Raw genomic sequence first — 23,857 nt, 5'->3', positions numbered from 1 at the left:
GGGCTCTCCAGACACACATCCAGGCAGTGGATTTTTGTCGGAGCGAACCTGTAGCGAATGGACGCACCCCTGCACGATCGTGCGGATGCTGTGCTTGCTGCTCGAGGATGCTCGAAGATCGAAAGTCGATTGTCGAACAACATCCCGGACGAAGCACAAGAGGACTCGCCGGGTGACGAGAAATCTTGTTCCCTACGCAGGCGTTAACCTGATCAGGTTCAACGGGATCCGAAATTATTCGATCTCAGCCTCAAAGCAAGGCACCCCGACAAGAACCCGGCCAGTCTAGACACAACCACTACAGAACGCCATGGCTACGGTAAAAGGCTTGATGAATGGCGCATATACAGGATTGTTGCCATGCCCCGGCGCAACTACACTCGCTACGCCGCGCCTTCGTGCGCACTCATTCGTCTAGGGATCGTCTCATGCTGCGCAAACTCTCACTGGCCCTTGCCGTGTCTTGTGCGTCCAATGGAATGGCTTGGGCTGCCGAAGCGCCCTTATCGACCAGAACCGACCTGGTGAGCGTGTACCAGGAAGCGGTGGACAACAACGCCGACCTGGCCGCTGCCCGCGCCCAGTACGGCGCCCAGAAGGAAGTGGTGCCCCAGGCCCGCGCCGGATTGCTGCCCAACCTTTCCGGCGGGGCCGAGGTGGCCAACGTGCGCACCGACATCGATGAGCCTGCCGCCATTGCCAACCGCAGTGCGCGTTCATACCAGGCCACATTGTCCCAACCGCTGTTCCGTGCCGACCGCTGGTTTCAATTCCAGGCTGCCAAGTCGGTGAACGAGCAGGCGGCACTGCAACTGTCGGCCACCGAACAGAACCTGATCCTGCAAAGCGCCGAGAGTTACTTCAATGTGCTGCGCAGTCAGGACAACCTGGCGTCGACCAAGGCTGAAGAAGCCGCGTTCAAGCGCCAGCTCGACCAATCCAACGAGCGCTTCGACGTGGGCCTGTCGGACAAGACCGACGTGCTGCAATCCCAGGCCAGCTACGACACCGCGCGGGCCAACCGGATCCTCGCCCAACGCCAGGTCGAGGATGCCTTCGAAGCCCTGATCACCTTGACCAACCGCCAGTACAACTCGATCCAGGGCATCGTCCACACACTACCGATCCTGCCGCCGGCGCCGAACGATGCCAAGGCCTGGGTGGACACCGCCGCCCGGCAGAACCTCAACCTGCTGGCCAGCAACTACGCCGTCACGGCGGCCGAAGACACCCTGCGCCAGCGCAAGGCCGGCCACGCCCCGACCCTCGATGCCGTGGCGAGGTATGAGAAAGGTGACAACGACGCGCTGGGGTTCAGCAACCCGAACGCGATTGGCCGTCCATACGGGGGCGATGTCGAGCAGCGCACCCTGGCCCTGCAGTTGAACATTCCGATCTACAGCGGCGGGTTGACCACCTCCCAGGTCCGCGAGTCCTACTCGCAGTTGACCCAGACCGAGCAGCAGCGCGAAGGCCTGCGCCGGCAGGTGGTGGAAAACACCCGTAACCTGCATCGCGCGGTGAACACCGACGTGGAACAGGTCCAGGCACGGCGCCAGTCGATCATTTCCAACCAGAGCGCGGTGGAGGCCACGGAGATCGGTTACCAGGTGGGCACCCGCAATATCGTCGATGTGCTGGATGCCCAGCGCCAGCTGTACACCTCGGTGCGCAACTACAACAACGCCCGCTACGACTACATTCTCGACAACCTGCGCCTCAAGCAGGCCGCCGGCACCCTGAGCCCGGCCGACCTTCAGGACCTGTCGCGCTACCTCAAGCCTGATTACAACCCGGACAAGGATTTCCTGCCACCGGACCTGGCGCAGGCCGCGGCGGAGCAACTGCGCTCACGGCCGGCGCAGTAGCCCACGGATCTCGCGGCAGCTACCCCTGTGGCGAGGAGATTTATCCCCTCGCCACAGATATTTTCTCTTGCCACACAGCAATCATCACCGTCCCGCGATCAACCGCCCCAATCCGTCCAGCAAACGCTGCAGCGCCCCCTGATTGGTGCGCATCACCTTCAGGCCAGCCTCGGCCATGCGCTGGGCATCCCGGGGCAGTTCGAACAATCGCTGCACCGCCAAGGCCAGGCTCTCGGCATCGTCGACTTCCTGCAATGCCCCGGCGGCTCGCAGCTGGGCGGCGATTTCGAGGAAATTGAACAAGTGCGGTCCACTCAGAACCGGCTTGGCCAGGGCCGCCGGTTCCAGCAGATTGTGCCCACCGTTGGGCACCAGGCTGCCGCCGACAAAGGCGCTGTCGGCCAACGCGTAGAGAAACAACAGTTCGCCCATGGTATCGCCCAGCAGCACCGAAGCCTGGGCGGTCACAGGCTGCCCGCTGGAACGCCGGACCGTGGCGAAGCCTTCGCGCTCACAGAGCCGGTACACCGAGTCGAAACGCTCGGGATGACGCGGCACCAGGATCAGCAGCGCATCGGGATAACTGTCGAGCAACTGGCGGTGGGCGGCCAGCACCACCTCGTCTTCGCCCTCATGGGTGCTCGCGGCGATCCAGACTGCGCGCTCTGTCGCTTGCCATTGATGCCGCAAGACGCTGGCACTTTCCAGCAGTTGCGGATCGATCGTCAGGTCGAACTTGATGGATCCGGTCACCTCGACGGTTTCGGCCCGGGCGCCCAACTGGCGAAAACGCTCGGCCTCGGCTTCGGTCTGGACGGCGAACAGGCTCATCTCGGCCAGCATCGGACGGGTGAGCCGGGGAAACCGTGCGTACCCCCGCGCCGAACGTTCCGACAACCGGGCATTGGCCAAGGCCACGGGAATGCCGCGCCTGGCGCATTGATGGATGTGATTGGGCCACAGCTCGGTTTCCATGATCACCGCCAGCTTCGGACGCACCCGATCGAGAAAGCGCTTCGCGGCGCAGGGCAGGTCGTAGGGCAGGTAGCAATGCTGGATGCGCGGCTCGTTGGCGAACAAGGCCTGGATCCGCTCCGAACCGGTGGGCGTCATGCAGGTGACGGTGATCGGAAGCTGTGGATAACGTTGCAGCAGGGCCCGGATCATCGGCGCGGCGGCAATGCTTTCGCCCACCGACACCGCATGCACCCAGATACCTCCCGGCACCAGGGTCGGCAGGCGCCAGGAAAAACGCTCGCCAATACGCCGGGCATAAGCCGGCGCCTTGCGTGCCCGCAACCACAGCCGAATCGCTACCAGTGGCAGCCCCAGATAAAACAATGCGCTATAGAGAGTTCTGTTCATGGCGGCGGAGTTTATCGGGTTTTCAGCCAATCGCCTGCAGCTGCACGGCAAAACGTTCCGCCAACCAGCGCGCGGCCGGGCCCAGGGGCTCGTCGCGCCGCCAGACCAGTTCCACCACCAGCGCTGGCGGGGTCCATTCGCTGTTGAGCTCGATCATCTGCCCCTGATAGGCCGGGTACTGCACCACATGCCGTGGCAGCCAGGCCCAACCCAGGCCACACCTGAGCCATTCGGCCAGGACATAGAAGCTGTCGGCGCGCCAGACTTGCGGGCTGGCCTGCTCACTGCCGGGGTAGACACTGGACTGGGTCGCCATCAGCAACTGGCGATGACGGGCCATTTCCAGGCAAGTCACGTATTCCTGCGTGGCCATGGGATGTTCGCGTCCGCACACCGTCACCATCTCGACGCTGCCCAGGACCCGGCGCTCCAGTGCCGCAGGGATCTGCTCGTGATAGAACAGCAGTCCGAGGTCGGCGTGGCGCTCCACCAGCTTGCGCGCTACATCTCCCTGGGCAGCGCTGGCCAGTTGCACCTCGAGGGTGGGGAAGCGCTCGGCCAGGGCGGTCAGGCTGTCGATCACCGGCTGATAGGGCATGGCCTCGTCCTGGGCCAGCCGCAGCCGTGCTTCCTGTCCTCGCATCAAGGCCTGGGCCCGCCCATTGAGGCGTTCGCACTGGCGCAGCACCTCCCGCGCCTCTTCCAGCAAGGCTTCGCCGGCTTCAGTGAGCCTGGGCTGACGACCACTGCTGCGCTCGAACAGGTTCACTCCCAGATCGGCTTCCAGCAAGGCAATGGCGCTGCTGATGGCCGACTGAGCCTTGCGTTGGTCCCGGGCCACGGCGGAGAACGAACGCTTTTCGGCAACACCGACAAACAGCCGCAGCTGCTCCAGATTCCACTGCACGTTCATGACCCAACCTATCTCTATATCAGATAGGTAATGACTTTACCGCATCTGAACGCTCACTAGAATGGCGCCATCGAAAGTCGCAACAGCCAAGAGGAATCGCTCATGAACGCTTACTACTACCTGGCCATCGCCATCTGCGCCGAAGTGATTGCCACCGTCTCCATGAAAGCGATCAAAGGCTTGAGCACGCCCTTGCCCTTGCTACTGGTCATCGTCGGTTACGCCACCGCGTTCTGGATGCTGACCCTGGTGGTGCGCACTGTCCCGGTGGGCGTGGCCTATGCGGTCTGGGCCGGACTGGGCATTGTCATGGTCAGCGTGGCGGCCTTGTTCATCTACGGGCAGAAGCTGGACGTGCCGGCGATGCTGGGGATGGCGTTGATTGTGCTTGGGGTGGTGGTGATCCAGCTGTTCTCCAAGACGGCCGGCCACTGAAGCACACCGGTCATTGACTGGAATACCTTGTGGCGAGGGGCTTTATCGATTCGTCGCAGCGCCCCCTTTTCAAGACAACTGACATGCTGCCGTGCTGTCAGGTGGAGGTGGCTACACAGCCCAGCGGAGATAAATTCCCTTGCCGCAATCGGACCGAACTTGAATCGCAGATCAGACGCTTCTCATCGAGTCTGTATACTGCGCCCTCGTCTTGAACACAGAGGTCGCTGCATGCCATCCGTTATTTCCACCGACGTCCTGATTGTCGGCGCCGGAGTCGCCGGCCTCTGGCTGAATGCGCGCCTGCGGCGCCAGGGTTATTCGACCGTGCTGGTGGAAAGCGCCAGCCTGGGTGGCGGGCAGAGCGTCAAATCCCAGGGCATCATCCATGGCGGCGCCAAGTACGCGCTGCATGGCGCACTGACCGGCGCCTCGGAAGCCATCGCCGACATGCCGCGCCGCTGGCGCGAAGCGCTGGCCGGCGACGGCGAGCTGGACCTGTCCGGCGTTCGCCTGCTGTCCGAAGCCCACTACCTGTGGTCGCCCGGCACCCTGGCCGGCAACCTCACCAGCTTTTTCGCCAGCAAGGCCGTGCGCGGTCGCGTCGATCAGGTCAAGGGCGAACAACTGCCCGCAGCCCTGCAGGACAAGCGCTTCAAGGGCAAGGTCTATCGTCTGGCCGAACTGGTGGTGGATGTCCCCAGCCTGATCGCGCGCCTGGCGGAACTGGCTGGCGACGGTCTGCTTGCCGGACAACTCATTGAGCCGCTGCGCGAGAATGACGAACTGCTGGGCCTCAAGGTAGACGGTCGCGAGATCCGCGCCCAACGCATCGTCTTAAGCGCCGGGGCCGGCACCGCCGACCTGCTCGCCGCCCTGGGCCTCGACCAGCCAGCCATGCAGCGCCGGCCGCTGCACATGGTCCTGGTCAAAGGCCCTTCCCTCAAGCCGCTCTACGCCCATTGCCTGGGAGGCGGACCGAAGCCGCGCATCACGGTGACCACTCACCCGGCCGCCGATGGCCAGTGGGTCTGGTACCTGGGTGGCGACATCGCCGAAGCCGATGGCGTTGCCCGCGATCCCGCCGCGCAGATCGCTACCGCCCAGAAGGAACTCGGTCAGTTGCTGCCCTGGATCGATCTGAGCTCCGCGCAATGGGCCACCCTGCGAGTGGATCGCGCCGAACCCTTGCAGTCGGGCCTGACCCGTCCGGATAACGCCTTCCTGGCCGAGCGGGATCGTCTATTGGTGGGTTGGCCGACCAAGCTGGCCCTGGCTCCGGATTTTGCCGACCGGGTGATCACGGCACTGCAACGCGACGGCATCGTGCCAAGCCATCCGGCCCCCCTGCCCGACTTGCCGAAACCGCCCATGGCTGTGCCTGCCTGGGAGCAACTGCTGCCATGAGCCAGCCGACCCTGCACGATTTTCTTCGCCCACTGGGCAATGGCGGCCCGCTGGTTTCCCCCGTGGGCCTGGGTACCGTCAAGCTCGGGCGCGACCAGGGCGTCAAATACCCCAACGGCTTTCGGATCCCGGATGACGACGAAGCGCGGATGCTGCTCAGGCTGGCACGCGACCTGGGCATCAACCTGATCGACACCGCACCGGCCTATGGCCGCAGCGAAGAACGCCTCGGTCCGTTGTTGCGTGGGCAACGCCAGGAGTGGGTGATCGTCAGCAAGGTCGGGGAAGAATTCAGCGACGGCCAGTCACGCCATGACTTCAGCGCCGCCCACACCCGCCTTTCAGTGGAGCGCAGCCTCAAGCGCCTGGAGACCGACTATATCGACCTGGTCCTGGTGCACTCCGACGGCAACGACCTGGCGATCCTCAACGACAGCGAGGTCTATCCAACCCTGGCGGCGCTCAAGGGCGAGGGCAAGATCGGTGGCTTCGGTTTCTCCGGTAAAACCGTCGATGGCGGCTTGAAGGCCCTGGAGCAAGGCGATTGCGCAATGGTCACCTACAATCTGAACGAACGAAGCGAGAAGGCTGTCATTGACTACGCAGCCGAACACGGCAAAGCGATCCTGGTGAAGAAAGCCCTGGCCAGCGGCCATGTCTGCCTGACCCCCGGGGTGGACCCGGTCCGTGCCAGCTTCGAACTGTTGTTTGAACATCCCGGGGTTGCCAGTGCTATTGTCGGCACCATCAATCCGCTGCACCTCGCCCATAACGTCGCGACCGTTGCCAAGGTCCTGCGTAAAGACTGACGCCGCATGCGCGGCATGAAGAAGGAGTCGACATGCCGCGTACGCTCATCAGAAAGAACCCCAGCAACTTCAAGACCCTGCCCCTGTATGTCGAAGCGACTCCCGAAGGCCTGACCTACCAGAGCGTGGGAATGCCGCTGAACTTCGCCCAGACCCTGCAACGCCGTCGGCCGGTGACGGTGGCCGATGCCGAACGCTTTTCCCTGGAGCTGGCCAACCTGGGGGTCTCGGTGCGCCTGACCCTGCATTGGCAGAACCGCGACTACTGGGTGCTGGTGCGCCAGCGGCGGCAGGATCGCGGCGACGTGGTGCTCAAGCTGATTTCCGGCTACGTCCCGGCCCATGAACTGAACCTGCCGCTACTGACCGCCATCCAGGAAATCGCCGAGGAATGCCTGCTGGAAACCCCCGAAGGCTGGCTCGGCGGACGCTTCAACGATACCTGGCTGCCGGCCCCTTACGCCGCTGCCCTGCATTATCGCGAAGCCTTGCCGTTTCGCCTGGCACCGCTGTCCGGCTCGGCCCGCCCGGTGCGCAGTGCCAACCTGCAGCTGATCGAGCGACCAAGAGCCTATGTGCATCTGCCGACGGCATCCTTGCAACTGATCTACGATTTGCGCCTGGATGTGCCCCGGGAAGCCAAGTCCCTGAGCCTGTTTCATGTGGATGAGCGCCTCGAGGGTGACCAATTGGTGGCCACGCTTGATCGCAAACGGCCCGACCTCTACCTGATGCCGCTGCACGACGGCCAACCCTTGCCCGAGCTGTACACCCTGAAAAAGGACCAGCTCTACCCGGCCAGCACCCGTGGGTTGTATCTGGCGGAAAGCTTCGCAAAGCAGGATGGCTGGCTGGTGCGGGAGGAGCGGATTCGCTGGAAGGATTGGTTGCGCCAGCAAGGGCTGACGCCTCCGGGCAAGGAGTCGGGCCTGACCCGGCTCAAGGGCAAGGCCCGGCAGTTGCTCAAGAAAATCGTTCCGCGCAAGGTGGCTCGTTAGGACGAAGAGCGACCAGTCAAGCCGGACCTGTGCCGAGGGGACGTATCGCTAGACTCCCTCGCCACAAAGGCTCTTCGCCTTCATTGAGTCGCAATCGCCGGACTCAGTTATTGCGGATCTTCTCCACAATCGCTGTCGTCGAGCTGTTTTCCACCAGCCCGAGCACCTTCACGGTACCGCCATAGGCGGTGACGATGTCCGCACCCACGACCTGGTCGATCCCGTAGTCGCCGCCCTTTACCAGCACGTCCGGCTTGACTTGGCGCAGCAGGTTTTCCGGGGTGCCTTCGCTGAAGCTGATCACCCAGTCCACCGCGCCCAGGCCGGCCAGGACGGCCATGCGCCGGTCGACGCTGTTGATCGGCCGACCCGGCCCCTTGAGACGGCTCACGGAAGCGTCGTCGTTGACCGCAACGATCAGGCGATCGCCCTGTGCCCTGGCCTGCTCGAGATAGGTCACATGGCCGGCATGCAGGATGTCGAAGCAGCCATTGGTAAACACGATCTTCTCGTTGTGGGCACGGGCATCGTCAACGGCCAGCAGCAACTGCTCCAGCCCCAGCACACCGCGCTCGGAACCTTCTTCACGCTGGATCGCACGACGAAGTTCCGGGGCGCTGATGGCAGCCGTACCGAGCTTGCCAACCACGATGCCTGCCGCCAGATTCGCCAGGGCCACCGCGTGCGGCAATTCCTCCCCAGCGGCAATCGCCGCGGCCAGGGTGGAAATCACCGTATCACCGGCACCGGTCACGTCGAAGACTTCACGGGCGCGGGCTGGCAGGTGCAACGCCGGGTGGTCGGGACGCAGCAGGGTCATGCCGTGCTCGCCGCGGGTCACCAGCAGGGCCCCCAGATCGAGGTCCTGCATCAACCGGGCGCCTTTGCTCACCAGTTCATGCTCGTCGGCACAACCGCCGACGATGGTTTCGAACTCGCTGAGGTTCGGCGTGATCAGGCTCGCGCCACGGTAAATGGAAAAATCCTTGCCCTTGGGATCGGCCAGCACCGGGATGCCACGGGCACGCGCGGCCTGGATCAACACCTGATGATTCTTCAACGCGCCCTTGCCGTAGTCCGACAATACCAGGACCTTGATGCCTTCGAGCATCTGGTCGACCTCGGCTCCAAGGGCCAGGGGATCGGTGGCGAACGGTTCTTCGAAATCGATCCGCAGCAGTTGCTGGTGACGGCTCATGACCCGCAGCTTGACGATGGTCGGCTGGTGCGCGATGCGCTGGAATCGTGCCCGCACGCCAGCGCCCCTGAGGCTGTTGGACAGGCTGTCGGCGGCCTCGTCGTCGCCGGTGACGCCGATCAGGGAGGCCGGCGCGCCGAGGGCGGCAATGTTCAACGCGACGTTGGCCGCGCCACCGGGACGATCCTCGATGTGTTCGACCTTGACCACCGGCACCGGCGCCTCAGGGGAAATCCGTGAGGTACCGCCATGCCAATAGCGGTCGAGCATGACATCGCCGACCACCAGGACAGGGGCTTGATCGAATCGCGGCATCGACAACTTCATGGAGCATCCCACATACAAAATGAACAGGGCGGCGATATTAGCACAGGGTGGACGAAGGCTCGTCCATGGCGGTCGGAAGCCGCGCCATTATTCCTGTTTCAGCAATGCCGCCAGCCGGTCACATGCCTGGGACAACTCGACCTCGCAAGTATTGATTTCGCATTCGGGCGCCAGCGGCGCTTCGTAGGGGCTGTCCAGACCGGTGAAATTCTTGATCCGCCCGGCGCATGCCTCGCGATACAACCCCTTGGGATCACGCTGGGCGCAGATCTCGAAAGGCGTGCTTACATACACTTCCAGAAACGTTTTTTCAGGAAACAACCGCCGGGCCGCATCCCGATCGTTGCGAAACGGAGAGATCGCCGCGACGATGACGATCAGGCCGGCGTCCACCATCAACCGCGCAACCTCGGCAATGCGCCGGACATTCTCGCTGCGGGCCGCGTCATCCATCCCCAGGTCGCGGCACAACCCTTGGCGCAGGTTGTCGCCGTCGAGCAGACAGGTGTGCAACCCCTGCTGGTTGAGCTGCACCTCCAGGGCATTGGCCAGCGTCGACTTGCCGGCTCCCGACAAACCGGTCAGCCAGATACAACGCGGCCGCTGGGACTTGAGCGCGGCCCGGTCACCGGGGGTAAGCGCCGGCGCGTAGGGGCGGATCTGCACCTGTTGCATCGATACCTTTGACGTCTCATTCATAGCCGAGCATCTCGTAGTCGCGCTGGTAAACCCGCCGAACCAGCCGGCGGGTACGCACCGAACAGATTTCCCGGACCGGCATCGAGGTACGCTGCGCGGTGCGGTTCACATGAGGCAGTGTAGCGGCAAGGCCCAGATGCTCGCATATCCGCCGAAAATCTCGATCCATATGTTCCTGATAACCGATGAAGTCCATCGCCAGGTGACCGAGGGAATCGGTGAGAAATTCAGTCTGTGGGGCGAAATGCAACTGACGCGCGACATTCTCCGGATGCAGCCAGCGGGCGACGAAATCGTCGAAGTCACGGTAATGCCTCACCAGCGCTTGCGCCCTTTGGTCTCGCGGCCCCAGCTGATTGCCGCGCAGGAAAGCATAGGCGCAATAGGCACGCTCCAGAGGATCACGGACAAAAGCGAACTTGAAGCTGGCGGCGTATTGCTCCGCAAACTGCTCCTCGTACCAGTACAGCGGTAGATGCCCGGGGCTGAAACCATCGAACATGCCCACGCAGACACTGCTGCCGGCGCATTTGGGAACATGGATGAACAGGCAGGCGCGCTGGGCGAAGGCTTCGGGGAAGCGGCAGTTGGCCGACAATGATTTGTTGACGGCTTGCCGATCGACAATCGACAGGCGGCCCAACAGAAAGGAGCGTTGCGACTTGGGCAACAGTTTCCAGAGATAACGTTGCAGCATTGGAGTACCCGCGCGAAGGGGATCGTCTCATCGATCAGTGAAGGTCGTTCAGGAAAAGTCCTGTAGCCAGGACGTTATCAAACGCGGCGCGCGGATTTATGGCGGGTTGGTTCACACAGGTAACCCATTGGATACAAATGCCCGCGGGAGCTCGGATGCTCCCGCGGGTATCACGCTGTATCAGGCGATGTCCTGGGCTGGCGCATCCAGGCCCATGGCGTGCAGGCGTGCGTAGTAGCCGTTCTGGGCAAGCAGTTCGCCGTGGGTGCCGCGCTCGACGATACGCCCCTGGTCCATGACCAGGATCAGATCGGCTTTCTCGATAGTCGACAGGCGGTGGGCAATGACCAGGGTGGTGCGACCTTTCATCACTTGGTCCAAGGCCGCCTGGATATGCCGCTCGGACTCGGTATCCAGTGCCGAGGTGGCCTCGTCGAGAATCAGCAACGGCGCATTCTTCAACAGTGCCCGGGCAATGGCCAGGCGCTGACGCTGGCCACCGGACAGCAGCACGCCGTTCTCACCCACTTCGGTATCCAGCCCCTTGGGCAACTGCTCGATGAAATCCATGGCGTAGGCATCACGGGCAGCTTTCTCGATATCGGCCCGTGGCGCGCCGGCCAGGTCGCCATAGGCGATATTGTTGGCCACGGTGTCGTTGAACAGCGTGACGTGCTGGGTCACCTGGGCGACATGCCGGCGCAGGTTGCGCAGGCGATAGTCCTCGATTTCCACATCATCGAGCAGGATCTGACCGACTTCATGGTGATAGAAGCGCGGGATGAGGCTCGCCAGGGTCGACTTGCCACTGCCCGAACGCCCCACCAGGGCTATCATCTGCCCAGGCGCTGCCGTGAAGCTGATGTCCTTGAGGACCTCGCGGTCGGCACCGGGGTAGGTGAAACTCAGGTTGCGCACATCGAGACGGCCGCTGACGCGTTCCTGCTCGACCGTACCGTTGTCGATTTCCGGCGCGACATCCAGTTGCTCGAAGATGCTTTCCGCACCGGCCACGCCTCTCTGGATGGTGGAACTGACTTCCGAAAGCTGGCGGATCGGCTTGGGCAGCAGGCCCGCGGCCGTGATGTAGGCCACCAGATCACCGGCCGTGGCATCCCCGCGCAGGAACAGCACCAGGAACATCAGGGCCGCCATGGCGGTGTAGATCACCAGTTGCAACATTGGCGTATAGACAGCGCCCGTACGCGTCATGCGTAGCTGTTTTTCGGTATTGCCCTGGCTGGCCCGGGCAAAACGCTGTTCTTCGTAGGCTTCGCCGCCAAAGCTGCGCACGACGCGATAGCCCTGGATGGTCTCGGACGCCACGTGCGTGACGTCGCCCATGGCCACCTGGATTTTCTTGCTCTGCTTGCGGAATTTCTTGCTGGTATTGCCGACCATGAATGCGATCAGCGGCAGGATCGCCAGCATCACCAAGGTCAGTTTCCAGTTCATCCAGACCAGGTAAACGAAGAGAAATACCACGGTGAGGCCTTCGCGGATCACCACCTTGATGGCATCGGTGGCAGCACCGGTGACCATGGTCACGTTAAAGGTGATGCGGGAAATCAGGTGCCCCGAATTGTGGGTATCGAAATAGCGGTTGGGCAGCACCAGCAGCTTGTTGAACAGCTCGACCCGCAGGTCATGGACCAGCCCCAGGGAAACCCTGGCCAGGTAATAGTTGCCCAGAAACGACCCCAGGCCCTGCCAGGCGGCGATCAGGATGATCAGCAGCGGCACCGCCATCAGCAGCTTCAAGTCCTTGAGGTAGGCCACGTTGGGAAAGAGCACCGCATCGGGGTTGCTCAAGCCATCGACGAAATATTTGAGGATCCCGGCCAGCATGGGCTGGGTGGAAGCAAATATCACGAAACCCACGATACTCAGCAAAAAGATGCCCACGTAGGGTTTGACGTATCCCAGCAGCCGAAAATAGATTTTCAGGCTGGAGTCCTGTTCCGCTTTGGGCGGTGCATCACTCATCGTAGAGCTCACTGGTTAGGAAGAACGCGGAATTTTATCACAGCCACCCGGCTTGACCCGCGCCCAGGTCAAAACACCGGCCAAACCGATCGGCAGCCAGCTGATGAACCACTCGGCGCGCGGCGTTCCGGTCAGGCTCGCGGCATCGAACTGCATCGCCAGGAACGAGAATATCCACATGCCGAGCACACCCCGCCCCAGCAGACTCTCCCGTGCATGCCAGACTTCGCGCAGCACGGCGAACCAGACAATGCACCACAGCGCCAGCCCCGGCAATCCAAGCTGGATCGCAACATGGCTGAACAGGTTGTGTGCGTGGTCAAAGGAAATACCGCCAACCGGGATCCGATAGTCTGCCGCCAGGCCCAGACCACCCCACGGATGCTCGGCAATCATGTGCAGGCTCGACATGAGGATCTCGGGCCGGTAGGAAGCACCACGCGCCAGGACCAGCGGTTCGAGCAGCCAGAAGGTCAGCATCGCCAGCACCAGGGCGATGGCTGCGATCACACGGGTACGCTGGTCGCGGCAATAGATAGGCATGGCCAGGACGCTGAGCAGCAAGGCCAACGCCGCGCCACGGCTCTGGCTCATCACGACGAATACGCCCAACAGTGCCAGGGCCACCGCCCAAACAACCTGCAGGCCGATGGAACGAGGCACCCAGTGCAACAGCCAGATCGCCGCCAGGCCAATCACGTAGCCGCCAAGGATTGGATGGGACAACTCGCCCAGTCCTTCCAGGCGGGCCACCCAGGGATTGTTTTGAACGCCGTAGAAATGAACGATCGCCATCAAGGCCGTCAGGGCAAGCCCCACTCCCCCCCATTGCATGATGCGGATGACTCGCTCGGGCTGGCCGTCGGCCAGGATCGCAAAGTACAAGAGGAACACCAGGATGTAGAGCAACCGCTTGGCCTCACGCGCCGGCTCCGGTGCATCGGCCCAGCACAGGGTGATCAGCGACCAGACTACAAGTGCCAGCAGCGCGGTGTAGATGACACGCTGGGCACGCCACAGCTCTGCCAACCGATGACGCGCCGGCCAGGCAAACAGAATTGCAGGCAACCAGACAAAGATAACAAGGCCCTGTTGATAAATCTTATTGGTTGGTGCCAGGGCGATTGCCAGCAGAAACCAGAACAAGCCAAAGGCCATCCATCGCTGTGCCCAACGTGTTGCTTGCATCTTCGCTCCTAAACGGTTCACCTGCCAAACAGGCATGGTTAAAACAAAAACTTTTGGGCATCATGGCCCGCCAAGGTACCGGCCCTTTCAACAAGGTTTCCCTACGATGCAATTTACACGGCTTCCCCAAGCCGCTTTGAATCAACTGATTGAAGGCGCCAGCATTCTGGAGGCCGACAGCTCCGGCCCAAAAGTCTATCTGTTGCAGGATGGCAACATCCTTAAGTTATTTCGCCGCAAGCGGCTTTTTTCTTCGGCTCTTCTACGGCCATATTCGGTACGGTTCATCCGCAACGCGGCTCGCTTGCGAGAGCTTGGCGTACCGACCCTCGACGTGCTGGCTTCCTATAAATTGCCAAGCCCCGGCATGACCGCCGTACAGTATCGGCCGCTTCCTGGAAAAACCCTGCGTCAAATATCCAATCAGGAAGATTTCAGTTGGCAGCAAATGCTTCCGGAATTGATCGAACTGATCCGCAGGCTGCACGCCAGCGGTATCTACTTCCGCTCGCTACACCTGGGCAACATCGTCGTCACTCCGGAAAACGAACTGGGCCTGATCGATGTGGCCGATATGCGCTTTTTGCGCGCGCCCTTGCCGCGGCATCTGACGCGCCGCAACTTGCAGCATTTCGCCCGTTATATTGCCCGAGAGAACCTGAACGGGAGCTTTCCGATGCAGGCGTTGGAAGAAGCGCTATTGCCTGCCTGAAAACAGTTGCCGTGCGGTCTGGCTGAAGCTAAGCCAAGCCTGGTCAGGCGCCAGCGCTTGATATTGAGCCGCCGCGACCGCTTCTGCCGACTCCTGTGAAGCCTGGAGGAGTGCCTCGCTCCAGGCGTTGATATCGTTCGCCGGAGCGTACCGCCCCGCATCGCCCAGCTGTTCGCGAAACACCGCCAGCTGGCTGCTGAGCACCGGAATACCGGCCATGACCGCTTCTTGCAGGATCAGCCCGAGCCCTTCCTCAAGAGAGGGGATCACCACCCAGTCAAACGCCTTGTAAAGCGTTGCGACATCATCCAGATGCCCCGTCAGCAACACTTTCCCTCGTAGATCCGGTTGGGCGATCCGCGCCTGAAGCGCCTCGCGCCGCGGCCCTTCACCGACAATGACCAGGCGCCAATCAGGCTGGTTTGCCGCTGCAAGGGCAAACGCCTCCAGCAGGCAGGCGAAGCCCTTGTCGTCCACCAGGCGTCCAACGGCTCCAAATACCCGCAGACCGCCAGAAGGCAAGCCCAAGCGAGTGCGGGCTTCCTGGCGCGGGATGAGTGCGTGCTGGAAAGCCGCCGGGTCGAACGCGCTGCGCAGTACCGTCACAGGGAGACCTAGCGCGTCCTGCAACGCGATCGCAAGGGTCTGGGAAACCGCCACCAGCGCCAGGCGTGAAGCAGGGAAGCCACGCAGCAGCTCACGACTTTCAGCTTTTATCCGCGTCGCACCGTGGAAAATCACCACCACCTGTATGTGTGGCATGCCCTCGAGGACAGGCAACAAGGTCCGGGCGACACCCAGACCGTCCAGCAGCACGACGCGAGCATCGCTGTCGAGCAGTGCCTGTCGGAATCGCTTACGCATCAAGGGCTTGAATAACCGCCAGACATGTCGCCCCTTCAGACGGGCCGACGAGAGACGCCACTCCAGCGCCTGCCCCATGTTGACCTGACAGGCCACGCCCGCGCCCTGCAAGAACCATGTCTTGACCGGCATCGCAGGTTCGAGCTGCGAGAGGATCTGGTGATGGACTTTGTGTACCGAAGCGAACGGCGAACCGCCCGCCCACATGACGTTAATAATGCTCATTGAGCAGCAAACCTTTCATCGCGTTCCGGGATTCGTGCTGCCGGGCATTTAAAAATTGATGAGCCAGCCAATGCAGACTCCGAGCAAGAGAACCAGAGCCAGCTTGATCTGCTCGCGACGCCTGCGGCGCGCCTTGCGCTGACGTTCCACAGGTACTTCGACGTGATCCCCGAAACCAGTGTGCAAAACAGCATCTGCTTCCAGCGTGACCGCCGTCAAGTTCAGCTGTGCATAGCGAAGCGACAGGGCTTTTTCGCCTCCGAAGCCGGCAAACGGGGCACACAAGCGATACTCCTTCAGCCGTCGTAGCCCGGGATTGAGCGAAAAGCTCTGCCATTCAGGCTTGTCGGAGATCAACGGGTAACAGGCCACTCCAGCGATGACTTCACGCTCGCCCAGGTGTATGTAAGGGCTATGTACGCACAAATCGTAAACATAGTTGCGCAACCACACCTGGAGAATATCGGGACGCTGCTCGAGAATGGCACGCGAATCTTCCACGAAGGCTGGCCGATAGAATTCCCAGTCGTCCTCGCAGTGAAAGATATATGGGGTCTTGACGTGCCCATAGGCCAGGTCGATCGAGGCCAGTTGTCCCAGCTTCGGCCTGTTGACGAAAACTGTGCAGTGATCTTTCCAATGCGCCGGAATGACCTCATGTACCCCTTCATCGCCGGCATCCTCGGTGATGAAGACTTCCCGGATAGGCGCGGTATTGAAACGGTCGAAGCTCTCCAGAGTCCGCTTGAGCAGATCGAGCCGACCGCAACTGGTAACCACCAGGGTAATGTCACTCTCTTCGGAAAATTGCACCTGAAATACCATTTAGTTAAACGCTACCCCGCATCGGGCAGCCGAACGATTCCTGTCAAACGCCCAGCCTCAGGCGCAGTTTTTCAAGCAGGCTCAAAGGCGCACGAGGCCGCAACGGCGGCTCCAGCGCCTCGACAATCTTCTGGCCTATGCGTGCAAAGCTGAACTGCTCCAGCGCCAGTTTCTGGCCGTTGCGCGCGATACCCTGCGCCATTGCGGGATCGGCACGAAGCTGGGCGAGCTTTTCCTGAAGCTGCGGGATGTCGCGATACAACACGACGTTCTGCATGTCCTGCAGGCCCAATGCCCGGGCCTCATCGGCGCCCTGGTCGAACGCCAGCAGCACGCAGCCACAGGCCATGGCTTCGAAGTTCTTGATCATGAACTCCCCCATGCCCACATCGGCGCTGACGAAAAAGCGGATACGATTGAGCGTCTCGCAATATTCTTCGCCCGACTTGGTGCGGGTCACCACCAGCGGCTCGACGCGCCCCAACTCGTCCAGCAGAGCCTTGCGGCCACTGTAGGCAACGCTGTTGGTGCTGCCGACAAAAGCCAACTCGATATCCCGCTCGCGCCCCTGATCCTGCAACAAGGATTGATCGTAGCCCTTGGGCACGAATACCGCATCGAAACCTTCCCCGCGCAGACGCTCGGCGACCGTGAAGCCGGAACTGATCACCCGTGCCCAAGGCAGGCGGCGGTAATGAGCACTGAATTTTCCAGTGTATTTGCACGCAATATAGTTCTGGTAGGCATCGTGTTCGAGGATCACCAGGTTGGGGACCGTACGGATGAATCCGGTCTGGCGGATCTCCTGCTTGAAGCGCAGGAAAAAGACGATCCGGTCGTAACGCGACACGTCCACATGGCGCCTGAAATAGCCCCGCAGGTTGCGCTGTTCACCACTGTCGAGCCAACGCAGGTCACATTCGCAATGGGAGGCAACACCTTCATAAAGCCGATCAAGAATGGCCCGTTGTTCTTTCTGCACCAGGAATAGAACTTTCATCGTCTTCCTATCGGACCAAGGAAAATATGTTGCTTAATGTTTCAAAACAACTCGGCTGCATCCATTTCAAACGCTGGCTCATAACTTTCCCTGATGGAAACCTGTCGCGTCGATCTCCCAGGAGGATGTCGCCGCCAGTTGTTTGATCGAGGCAGTATCGGGGACAGGCAATACCGACCATTCATTGTGCTTCCAGGAAACAAAATGAAAATAAGGAAAAGCACGCTCCCCATCTCGATCATTGGTGAGGCAGCCGTCGCGCCAGTACCAGCGATGAGGAAAGTCTTGCGAACCGTCGTGCCACTTTATGCAACCGCCCGGCGTACTGAACGCTTCGATGAACTCGCTGCTTCGACGCCATGGATTGAATTTTCCGACCAGGGAAAACAGCGGCTTGGGAAAATTCTTTCGCCACAGGAAAATGCGGCTGAACGCCCCCTCGTCCAAGGCGTGATGTTCGTCGTCGGTAAAACGCTCTTTCCAGTTCTTCATCAGCTTGAACACTTCACGCTTGCGTGCAGTGTTGCGCATCAGGCACAAATGCCCAGCGACACGTCGCTCATGGGTTGAAAACAGGTCATACCGGGCCAGGCGCTCAGCGGTGAAGTATTGCCGGAGGTTGCCATATATCAGGTCAATATCGCCAAAAGCCCAGAAATCATAGCCGTCGAGGCGGTCGACATGGATGTAACCAAGGGCGGGCTTGATATCGCACAATTTATAAGGCTCGGCAGGCCTGAAATCGATATCCAGTTTCCGGGAAACCAACTGGCAATAGGCTGCGAACGTCATGCTTTCTACCGTCACGTTTGGCGGAAGATTTTCCGGCACGCCACAATCGCTGAATAACAGCCAATCGATATCAGCGTTACGCCGACAGCTCTCAAGGAACAATGGCATCCAGTAAGGCCAACGGCCGAAGTAAGGAATGATAAAAAGAATGCGCGGGCAGGGATTGATCAAAACAACTCACCTTCACTAAGGACGAAGACGCCAGGGCCTGTTATGCGTCATTTATGTTTTATTTTCGCTTCAGAAGGTTTCAACAACCAAAAAAGTTCGTGACGCCTGACCGCCTTGCGGAAAAATTCGTTCTCACCATAAACGGGAATAACTCTACCCGCCATAAAGCGCTGTATCAATCGCCTCACTCGGCGCTTCAATGGCGCAGACGGTTGCAAGTCGTGCATCATCCCCAGCGCCATGGCCTTGTCCCGCTGCCCCCTCAATGACAGAGGCAGGCTCAGGGGCTGCATCGACCGATCCGGATCGAAAAACGGCGGCAAGGCGACCCCCTCCCCTGCATTGCCCATTGGCCAGCGGTCATTGTCATGCAGGTGGTTGGCATAACCCAGCAGCGTTGCGGGCTGCCACTCCAAGCCTTCGAGGGCTTGCAGGACGGCCTGATGGGCGCAGAGGTGATCGGGGTGCGGGTCCAGGGTTGGATGCGGCAGCACGATGACGTCGGGGCGAGCCTTGAGGATCAGCTCGCGCAGATCGGCCAGCAGGTTGTTCCAGGTCGGTGCCCCATCCACGTCGCCAGGCAAGGCAAACGGGTTCATCTGACGAAACAGCCGGGTATCACTCAGGTCCGCCTCGCGCGACCCTTGCGGCTGGCCGGGCGTCGCTTGCATCGCCGCCAATTGCAGGCAGAAGTATCCCAGTTGCACACAATGTGTTTCCGGCACCCCGGCCCAGCGCGGCACCGCGATGCTGTCCCAGGCACGCAGGCGTCCCTTGAGCCGAGCCGCCTCGATGCGGTCCAGCCCCATCCGTTGATAGTGTTCGGCTTCTATCTCGCCAGCGGTCAGCGTCACGACCCAGGCTTCGTCAGCCTGGCTGTACAAGCCGTACGCGGCCAATTCCGCATCGTCGGCATGAGGGGCGATGACCATCACCCTTTGATGGCGCATGTCCACGGGTGCGAAGGACCATAAGGTCGCTCCCCCCAGCAAGCGGCAGAAGCGCCCCCGCAAGCGCAGCTCGCCAGCGGTCAGCGCGGCCCCTTGCTCACTGAGGTTGAGGTAGCGCACGCCGTTGACCCCGCGCTCGAAAGTCTGCCGATCCGAATACTCACCGCCCGACAATACGACGACCGGATCGATGAAGCGCCCCAACCAAGTACTCTTGACCCGTAGCGCCAGGATCAACGTCGCCCCTTCATCCAGCATCACCCCCTCGTCCAATCGCAACCGCCCGGCATCGAGATGCACCTTGGGCTGCTGGGTGAACGGCGGGAAGCTGTACAGATAGTCCTCCCGAGGCGAATAGAACAGATGGTCGGCGAACCATGCCTCATGGGCCATCCAGCCCAGGACCGCGAGCAACAATGGCAACCACCAGGCGACCAGCACACCCGACAGGACCAGCACCATGAGGGCGAGCAACAGCACGACGCGCTTGTTGCGACGGTGGCGCTTGAGCAATTGCTGCTTGCGACTCAAGGGCAGGTTCATACGCTGAACACCGGCACGGGGTTGCACCAACGGTCCTTATATTCCCGGTCTGCCCGGCCGAAAGAGAAACGCATCGGCTTGCCGAGGGCACGGGCATGCTCCCAGGCCCCTTGGGTATTGAGGAAGCTCAAGACACTGCCAGGGCTGAACTCACGGGTCTGCGGGTCGACACCGCCGTTGATGTACTCGACGCTGATCCATTCAGGCGCTTCGACGCGATACACCAGTTGAATGGCAATCGGCGCATCGTTGAGCAAAATCACCGAACCGATGAGCAGTTCGCGCAGCAATTCGATCACTTCGCCCATGCGCTCGGCTCCGGTGGCCGCAAAGCCCCAGCGACGCAGGAACAGATCACAGTAGATCGCGGCCAGCTCGTCGCTGGAGAACGCTTCGACCGGCCTAACCACACCACCAGCCTCTTCCAGCAAACGCAACTCGCGGCGCTGGTTATAGCGAAACTTCTTCGACAGTTCTTCCGGCGTGCGGGCCATGGCCAGCTGTTCTTTTTGTGGCTTCAAGCCACTGAAACGTCCTTCGTTGAGGGCCGACAGGTAACGTCCACGATGACGCAACGGTGCCAGGGCATCGGGCGCCGCCGGCAGGATCAGCTCGGCATTGCCCAGGTCGAACAGGCCTTTCTTGCCGTTGCGCTTGAGCACGTCCTTGGACAACGCCAGGTCGCGCCCCCAGGTGGGAATCGCCGCCTTGAGCTCACCCTGCTGCTCATAGGCCAGGTATCGCACGGGGATGCCAGCCAGGGCCGCGAGGCGCTCCACCACCACGGGATGGGTTGCCACGCTGCCACCAAAACGTTGCCAGGCCTGGGCATAGACCGAAGCGTCTACGGCTGTCCAACCGCGTTCGCGCCAGCCTTGAAATCGATTGAACATCAGGCCCCCGGCGCCAGTTCGGTCACTTGTGGCAGACGCCAGAAAGCCTCGCGTACGGCGCGATCCGAGAAGCGTTCACGCAAGCGGTCGAGCATCAGTTCGGCACATTGACGACGCTGCAGATCGTCCATGGCCGCCAGGTGCTGCAGCCACTGGGCCATATGCTCGGCGTCACCCAGCGGGAACAGGATGCCCACGCCCTCGACCACCTCCTTCGCCCCGCCACAGGCCGTGGCCAGCAATGGCACGCCGGCGGCCATGGCTTCGAGCAATACCATGCCGAACGGTTCGTGATCGGAACTCAGGGCAAACACATCGAAGGCGCGAAAATAGCGACGCGCCTCGGGCACCTGACCGAGAAACAGCACACGGTCGGCAATGCCCAGCTCCAGGGACAGCTCTCGAAGGTCTTTCTCCAGGCGCCCCTTGCCGAGAATCGCCAGCTGGCTGTTGCCAGGCAGATGCGCCAGCGCCGCGGCAAAACCTCGCAATAGCGTGGCCTGGTCCTTGTCCGGGTGCAGGCGGCCGACATTGCCTATGATCCAGGCGTTCGAATCCAGCCCGAGGGTCTGCCGCGCCTCATCCCGGGAAAGCAGGCTGGCCTGCGTCGCGTCGAGGTCAATACGGTTGTAGAGGGTCTGGATCCGGCTGGCCGGCCATTTCGGCAGACAACGACGCATGTCGTCGCGCACCGCGTCAGAGACGCCAAGCAAGCTCAGGCGCTTGCGGTAGACATGGGCGAACAGCCGGCGGGTCCGCCGCTGATAGTCCCCAAAGGCATGGTGCACGCCTATCACCGGCAGACGGGTGCCCAGCAGGGCGATATAGATTGGCTTGAAGCGGTGAGCAATGCAGAAACTGAAATTGCGTGAGGCGGCGATCCTGCGCAGATCGGCGATGGCGCCCAGCTTCAGGCCGCGCACGGCACTGGAGCTGTATTCCATGAACAGCACTTCGTCCGAGGCACAGCCGGCGGCGACCTCGGCGTCGGCAGCGCCGGTGAGGAACACCGTGGTCACGCGATAGCCAGTGCCGGCGAACAGACTGGCATATTGACGGGCACAGTCGAGGAACGGCCCGTCATAACCGTGGCAGAACTGCAGCACATGTCGCTCAGCCGAGCGTGTCATAAGCGTCCACGCCGTCTTTGACTACCAGGATGTCTTCCATGATCAGGTACTGCAGGTCGGAACCATAGAACATGTTCAGCGCATCGGTGGGCGAGCAGATCATCGGTTCGCCACGACGGTTGAGCGAAGTGTTCAAGGACACGCCATTGCCCGTCAGTACTTCCAGGGCCTTCATCATGTCGTAGTAGCGCGGGTTGTATTCGCGCTTGAGCACCTGGGCACGGGACGTACCGTCCTCATGGACGACTTCCGGTACGCGGGTCTTCCATTCCTCGGCCACTTCGAAAGTGAAGGTCATGAACGGCGCGGGGTGATCGACCTTGATCATCTGCGGCGCGACGGTGTCGAGCATCGAAGGGCAGAAGGGCCTCCAGCGCTCGCGGAACTTGATCTGCTCATTGATGCGATCGGCCACGCCAGTGGCGCTCGGGCAACCGATGATCGAGCGACCGCCCAGGGCACGCGGACCGAACTCCATGCGCCCCTGGAACCAGGCCACCGGATTGCCGTCGACCATGATCCGGGCGATGCGCTCGGGCGTGTTGTCGATCTTGCGCCACGCCGGTCTGCTTGGATGACGGGCACACGCGGCGATCACGTCTTCGTTGCTGTAGGCTGGGCCGAGGTAGACATGCTCCATCTTCTCCACCGGTACGCCGCGAGCGTGGGACACATAGGCAGCCGCCCCCACTGCGGTGCCGGCGTCGCCGGAGGCCGGTTGCACGAACAGTTCCTTGACGTCGTCGCGGGCGATGATCTTCTGGTTCAGCTTGACGTTCAAGGCGCAGCCGCCGGCGAACGCCAGCTTGCCGGTTTCCTTGAGTATGTCGCCCAGGTAGTGATCGATCATCTGCAGCGCGAGCTTCTCGAACAGCGCCTGCATGCTGGCCGCGTAGTGAATGTACGGCTCGTCGGCGATGTCGCCTTCACGTTTCGGGCCGAGCCATTCGATCAGCTTCGGCGAGAAGTAGAAGCCCTTGCCCTTCTCCTTGTAGCGACGCAGGCCGATCACGTTGGCGTAGTCGGTGTTGATCACCAGCTCGCCATTCTCGAACGAGGCCAGGCGCGAGAAATCGTACTTGCTGGCATCGCCATAGGGCGCCATGCCCATGACCTTGAATTCGCCATCGAGCATCTCGAACCCGAGGAACTCGGTAATGGCGCCGTACAGGCCGCCCAAGGAGTCCGGATCGTAGAATTCCTTGATCTTGTGAATCTTGCCGTTTTCGCCGTAGCCGAAAAAGGTCGTGGCGTACTCACCCTTGCCGTCGATGCCCAGGATCGCGGTCTTTTCCTGGAAGCCTGAGCAGTGATAGGCGCTGGAGGCGTGGGCCAGGTGGTGCTCGACCGGCTCGATCTTGATTTTCTTCGGGTCGAAGCCCAGTTGCTCCAGGCACCAGACGATCTTGCGGCGATAGCGCTTGTAGCGGCGGTTCCCCATCAGAATCGCGTCGAGGGCGCGGTCCGGGGCGTACCAGTAACGCTTGGCGTAATGCCAGCGAGCCTCGCCGAACAGGCTGATCGGGGCGAATGGAATCGCCACCACATCGACGTCGGAAGGCTTGATGCCGGCCTGCTCCAGGCAGAACTTCGCCGACTCGTAGGGCATGCGGTTCTTTGCATGTTTATCGCGTACGAAGCGCTCTTCCTCGGCCGCCGCGATCAGCTTGCCGTCTATGTACAGCGCTGCGGAAGGATCATGGCTAAGGGCGCCGGACAGGCCAAGAATCGTCAATGCCACAGGGGTCTAGCCTCTTATGTCTGCATGTGGGCGCCAAGCGCCGCGAAAAAATGATGTGCCACGTGCCGGGGCGCGGGGCAGCTAAAGGGCGGGATTATAGCTTAAAAGCGATCCTAAGCCT

At 61.5% G+C, this 23,857-nt stretch carries 21 protein-coding genes and 1 riboswitch; of the genes, 6 read left to right on the top strand and 15 right to left on the bottom strand.

What is annotated here, in order from left to right; all coding sequences use genetic code 11:
• Positions 1–172: 172 nt before the first annotated feature.
• A riboswitch (TPP riboswitch) is annotated at positions 173–278 on the bottom strand.
• 150 nt (positions 279–428) lie between these two features.
• On the top strand, positions 429–1,868 hold the full coding sequence (locus AC1M7R_RS13810; RefSeq protein WP_072398530.1) for a TolC family outer membrane protein: 1,440 nt from the start codon (positions 429–431) through the stop codon (positions 1,866–1,868).
• A gap of 84 nt (positions 1,869–1,952) precedes the next feature.
• On the opposite strand, the gene waaA is transcribed toward AC1M7R_RS13810, so the two are convergent.
• Both waaA and AC1M7R_RS13800 read right to left on the bottom strand, forming a co-directional pair.
• Positions 1,953–3,233, bottom strand: a complete 1,281-nt coding sequence (gene waaA, locus AC1M7R_RS13805) for a lipid IV(A) 3-deoxy-D-manno-octulosonic acid transferase (protein WP_076405684.1) — start codon at positions 3,231–3,233, stop codon at positions 1,953–1,955.
• 22 nt (positions 3,234–3,255) lie between these two features.
• A complete protein-coding gene (locus AC1M7R_RS13800) occupies positions 3,256–4,146 on the bottom strand; it encodes a LysR family transcriptional regulator (RefSeq protein ID WP_072398532.1) in 891 nt (296 codons plus the stop codon).
• 102 nt (positions 4,147–4,248) lie between these two features.
• Between AC1M7R_RS13800 and AC1M7R_RS13795 the strand changes: the two genes are divergently transcribed.
• The 4 genes from AC1M7R_RS13795 (at position 4,249) to AC1M7R_RS13780 (ending at position 7,795) form a co-directional block, all read left to right on the top strand.
• Positions 4,249–4,581, top strand: coding sequence for a DMT family transporter (locus tag AC1M7R_RS13795; protein ID WP_046065574.1), 333 nt, complete (start codon positions 4,249–4,251; stop codon positions 4,579–4,581).
• A 231-nt stretch (positions 4,582–4,812) separates the two neighbouring features.
• Complete coding sequence (locus AC1M7R_RS13790) at positions 4,813–5,988, top strand: NAD(P)/FAD-dependent oxidoreductase (protein WP_076405685.1); 1,176 nt, start codon at positions 4,813–4,815, stop codon at positions 5,986–5,988.
• Complete coding sequence (locus AC1M7R_RS13785; protein ID WP_072398534.1) at positions 5,985–6,797, top strand: aldo/keto reductase; 813 nt, start codon at positions 5,985–5,987, stop codon at positions 6,795–6,797. The genes AC1M7R_RS13790 and AC1M7R_RS13785 overlap by 4 nt, the downstream gene beginning before the upstream one ends.
• A gap of 32 nt (positions 6,798–6,829) precedes the next feature.
• The gene (locus tag AC1M7R_RS13780) at positions 6,830–7,795 is read left to right on the top strand and encodes a metal ABC transporter ATPase (protein WP_072398535.1); all 966 of its coding nucleotides are present in this window, start codon (positions 6,830–6,832) and stop codon (positions 7,793–7,795) included.
• 103 nt (positions 7,796–7,898) lie between these two features.
• On the opposite strand, the gene hldE is transcribed toward AC1M7R_RS13780, so the two are convergent.
• From hldE to AC1M7R_RS13755, 5 genes are all read right to left on the bottom strand, one after another.
• Positions 7,899–9,320 carry a bifunctional D-glycero-beta-D-manno-heptose-7-phosphate kinase/D-glycero-beta-D-manno-heptose 1-phosphate adenylyltransferase HldE gene (gene hldE, locus AC1M7R_RS13775; RefSeq protein ID WP_072398536.1) on the bottom strand — a complete coding sequence of 474 codons (1,422 nt, stop codon included), beginning with the start codon at positions 9,318–9,320 and terminating at the stop codon, positions 7,899–7,901.
• Between the two features lie 87 nt (positions 9,321–9,407).
• Complete coding sequence (gene cysC / locus AC1M7R_RS13770) at positions 9,408–10,019, bottom strand: adenylyl-sulfate kinase (protein ID WP_072432161.1); 612 nt, start codon at positions 10,017–10,019, stop codon at positions 9,408–9,410.
• The gene (locus AC1M7R_RS13765) at positions 10,012–10,716 is read right to left on the bottom strand and encodes a sulfotransferase family 2 domain-containing protein (RefSeq protein ID WP_490610468.1); all 705 of its coding nucleotides are present in this window, start codon (positions 10,714–10,716) and stop codon (positions 10,012–10,014) included. Before AC1M7R_RS13765 ends, cysC begins: the two co-directional genes overlap by 8 nt.
• A 180-nt stretch (positions 10,717–10,896) precedes the next feature.
• The gene (gene msbA / locus AC1M7R_RS13760) at positions 10,897–12,702 is read right to left on the bottom strand and encodes a lipid A export permease/ATP-binding protein MsbA (RefSeq protein ID WP_072398539.1); all 1,806 of its coding nucleotides are present in this window, start codon (positions 12,700–12,702) and stop codon (positions 10,897–10,899) included.
• A 15-nt stretch (positions 12,703–12,717) separates the two neighbouring features.
• On the bottom strand, positions 12,718–13,890 hold the full coding sequence (locus tag AC1M7R_RS13755) for an O-antigen ligase family protein (RefSeq protein WP_490610467.1): 1,173 nt from the start codon (positions 13,888–13,890) through the stop codon (positions 12,718–12,720).
• 106 nt (positions 13,891–13,996) lie between these two features.
• On the opposite strand from AC1M7R_RS13755, the gene AC1M7R_RS13750 reads away from it, so the two are divergent.
• Positions 13,997–14,602, top strand: coding sequence for a BUD32 family EKC/KEOPS complex subunit (locus tag AC1M7R_RS13750; RefSeq protein ID WP_072432163.1), 606 nt, complete (start codon positions 13,997–13,999; stop codon positions 14,600–14,602).
• On the opposite strand, the gene AC1M7R_RS13745 is transcribed toward AC1M7R_RS13750, so the two are convergent.
• From AC1M7R_RS13745 to AC1M7R_RS13710, 8 genes are all read right to left on the bottom strand, one after another.
• The gene (locus AC1M7R_RS13745; protein ID WP_490610466.1) at positions 14,588–15,691 is read right to left on the bottom strand and encodes a glycosyltransferase; all 1,104 of its coding nucleotides are present in this window, start codon (positions 15,689–15,691) and stop codon (positions 14,588–14,590) included. The genes AC1M7R_RS13750 and AC1M7R_RS13745 overlap by 15 nt on opposite strands.
• A gap of 48 nt (positions 15,692–15,739) precedes the next feature.
• Entirely contained in the window at positions 15,740–16,504 is a 765-nt protein-coding gene (locus AC1M7R_RS13740) for a glycosyltransferase family protein (RefSeq protein WP_337349669.1), read from the bottom strand.
• A gap of 55 nt (positions 16,505–16,559) precedes the next feature.
• On the bottom strand, positions 16,560–17,516 hold the full coding sequence (locus AC1M7R_RS13735; RefSeq protein ID WP_490610465.1) for a glycosyltransferase family protein: 957 nt from the start codon (positions 17,514–17,516) through the stop codon (positions 16,560–16,562).
• A gap of 78 nt (positions 17,517–17,594) precedes the next feature.
• Entirely contained in the window at positions 17,595–18,479 is an 885-nt protein-coding gene (locus AC1M7R_RS13730) for a DUF6625 family protein (RefSeq protein ID WP_072398544.1), read from the bottom strand.
• Positions 18,480–18,526: 47 nt separating this feature from the next.
• On the bottom strand, positions 18,527–19,960 hold the full coding sequence (locus tag AC1M7R_RS13725; RefSeq protein WP_072432185.1) for a PIG-L deacetylase family protein: 1,434 nt from the start codon (positions 19,958–19,960) through the stop codon (positions 18,527–18,529).
• 8 nt (positions 19,961–19,968) lie between these two features.
• Positions 19,969–20,865 carry an antimicrobial resistance protein Mig-14 gene (locus AC1M7R_RS13720; RefSeq protein WP_072432166.1) on the bottom strand — a complete coding sequence of 299 codons (897 nt, stop codon included), beginning with the start codon at positions 20,863–20,865 and terminating at the stop codon, positions 19,969–19,971.
• Positions 20,865–21,995, bottom strand: coding sequence for a glycosyltransferase (locus AC1M7R_RS13715; protein WP_490610464.1), 1,131 nt, complete (start codon positions 21,993–21,995; stop codon positions 20,865–20,867). The genes AC1M7R_RS13720 and AC1M7R_RS13715 overlap by 1 nt, the downstream gene beginning before the upstream one ends.
• On the bottom strand, positions 21,979–23,736 hold the full coding sequence (locus AC1M7R_RS13710) for a carbamoyltransferase family protein (RefSeq protein ID WP_072432168.1): 1,758 nt from the start codon (positions 23,734–23,736) through the stop codon (positions 21,979–21,981). The genes AC1M7R_RS13715 and AC1M7R_RS13710 overlap by 17 nt, the downstream gene beginning before the upstream one ends.
• Positions 23,737–23,857: the final 121 nt, after the last annotated feature.

The sequence above is a fragment of the Pseudomonas sp. MS01C9 genome, assembly GCF_058202755.1.
Note: the sequence above shows the minus strand (reverse complement) of the source record. Positions and strands in the feature narration are given on the sequence as shown.

What these genes read in the sequence shown, in the direction of transcription:
- AC1M7R_RS13810 (WP_072398530.1), top strand. Translation starts at nt 429, where the DNA reads ATGCTGCGCAAACTCTCACTGGCCCTTGCCGTGTCTTGTGCGTCCAAT.
- waaA (WP_076405684.1), bottom strand. Translation starts at nt 3,233, where the DNA reads ATGAACAGAACTCTCTATAGCGCATTGTTTTATCTGGGGCTGCCACTG.
- AC1M7R_RS13800 (WP_072398532.1), bottom strand. Translation starts at nt 4,146, where the DNA reads ATGAACGTGCAGTGGAATCTGGAGCAGCTGCGGCTGTTTGTCGGTGTT.
- AC1M7R_RS13795 (WP_046065574.1), top strand. Translation starts at nt 4,249, where the DNA reads ATGAACGCTTACTACTACCTGGCCATCGCCATCTGCGCCGAAGTGATT.
- AC1M7R_RS13790 (WP_076405685.1), top strand. Translation starts at nt 4,813, where the DNA reads ATGCCATCCGTTATTTCCACCGACGTCCTGATTGTCGGCGCCGGAGTC.
- AC1M7R_RS13785 (WP_072398534.1), top strand. Translation starts at nt 5,985, where the DNA reads ATGAGCCAGCCGACCCTGCACGATTTTCTTCGCCCACTGGGCAATGGC.
- AC1M7R_RS13780 (WP_072398535.1), top strand. Translation starts at nt 6,830, where the DNA reads ATGCCGCGTACGCTCATCAGAAAGAACCCCAGCAACTTCAAGACCCTG.
- hldE (WP_072398536.1), bottom strand. Translation starts at nt 9,320, where the DNA reads ATGAAGTTGTCGATGCCGCGATTCGATCAAGCCCCTGTCCTGGTGGTC.
- cysC (WP_072432161.1), bottom strand. Translation starts at nt 10,019, where the DNA reads ATGAATGAGACGTCAAAGGTATCGATGCAACAGGTGCAGATCCGCCCC.
- AC1M7R_RS13765 (WP_490610468.1), bottom strand. Translation starts at nt 10,716, where the DNA reads ATGCTGCAACGTTATCTCTGGAAACTGTTGCCCAAGTCGCAACGCTCC.
- msbA (WP_072398539.1), bottom strand. Translation starts at nt 12,702, where the DNA reads ATGAGTGATGCACCGCCCAAAGCGGAACAGGACTCCAGCCTGAAAATC.
- AC1M7R_RS13755 (WP_490610467.1), bottom strand. Translation starts at nt 13,890, where the DNA reads ATGCAAGCAACACGTTGGGCACAGCGATGGATGGCCTTTGGCTTGTTC.
- AC1M7R_RS13750 (WP_072432163.1), top strand. Translation starts at nt 13,997, where the DNA reads ATGCAATTTACACGGCTTCCCCAAGCCGCTTTGAATCAACTGATTGAA.
- AC1M7R_RS13745 (WP_490610466.1), bottom strand. Translation starts at nt 15,691, where the DNA reads ATGAGCATTATTAACGTCATGTGGGCGGGCGGTTCGCCGTTCGCTTCG.
- AC1M7R_RS13735 (WP_490610465.1), bottom strand. Translation starts at nt 17,516, where the DNA reads ATGAAAGTTCTATTCCTGGTGCAGAAAGAACAACGGGCCATTCTTGAT.
- AC1M7R_RS13720 (WP_072432166.1), bottom strand. Translation starts at nt 20,865, where the DNA reads ATGTTCAATCGATTTCAAGGCTGGCGCGAACGCGGTTGGACAGCCGTA.
- AC1M7R_RS13715 (WP_490610464.1), bottom strand. Translation starts at nt 21,995, where the DNA reads ATGACACGCTCGGCTGAGCGACATGTGCTGCAGTTCTGCCACGGTTAT.